Origin of the sequence: Spirulina sp. CCY15215 (assembly GCF_016888125.1) — a bacterium.
Classification (GTDB): Bacteria; Cyanobacteriota; Cyanobacteriia; order Cyanobacteriales; family Spirulinaceae; genus CCY15215.
In genome coordinates, this window is record NZ_JACSWA010000165.1 from 1 (window position 1) to 726 (window position 726).

Annotated in this window: 2 protein-coding genes; both read right to left on the bottom strand. The window is 39.0% G+C overall.

The features are described from left to right. Positions 1-457, bottom strand: a 457-nt coding sequence (locus tag JUI58_RS00795; protein WP_204101847.1) for a Uma2 family endonuclease, incomplete at its 3' end; no start/stop codon positions are given. A gap of 70 nt (positions 458-527) precedes the next feature. After that, on the bottom strand, positions 528-726 hold a 199-nt coding region (locus JUI58_RS00800), incomplete at its 5' end, for a Uma2 family endonuclease (protein ID WP_204101848.1).

Sequence of the window (726 nt, forward strand, 5' to 3'; positions counted from 1 at the left end):
TAACCGAGCGATCTTGCGGTTCAACAAGCCATCCTAACTGAGAACCATGCTGCAAACAAAAGACAATTTTCCCGATAACTTGGTTTGCAGATTGCTCAGGTGATAAAATTTCGACGATCCAATCGGGGTAAGTTGTAAATCGATTGATAATTTCATTATTCTCGTCTAGAGGGATTCTTTCCCATTTAAAAATAGCAATATCGGGGACGACAGAGCGATCTCCAAATGTGCATCGTAATTCTGGCCAGGCATAGACAATTTTTTTAGGTTTTCCAACTTGATTAATTGCAGATGCTAGTTCCAGTTGAATGGTACTATGCTTTCCTTGCGGCATGGGTTTTTGAATAATTTTTCCTTTAATATATTCACTTGCAGGTTGAGTTTCGGGGAGTTGCAAAAACTCTTCTAAGGTTAATTTGTGGGTTGATTTTTGTACGAGGGGATGAGTAACAACCATGTTCAGCTTCCAATATTTAACTATATTATAACTATATTATAAACGGAGATACGATCGCGAAAACTTTGCTTTAGAAGACCAACCAATTAAACAGTTCTCGTGCAGATAATTGCCAATCTGTCAAACAGTTTAAAACGGGTAAAATATCCTCACCTGACTTGATTTCTGGCAAGCGATCGCGGGTAAAGATAGTAACCGAGCGATCTTGCGGTTCAACAAGCCATCCTAACTGAGAACCATGCTGCAAACAAAAGACAATTTTCCCGATA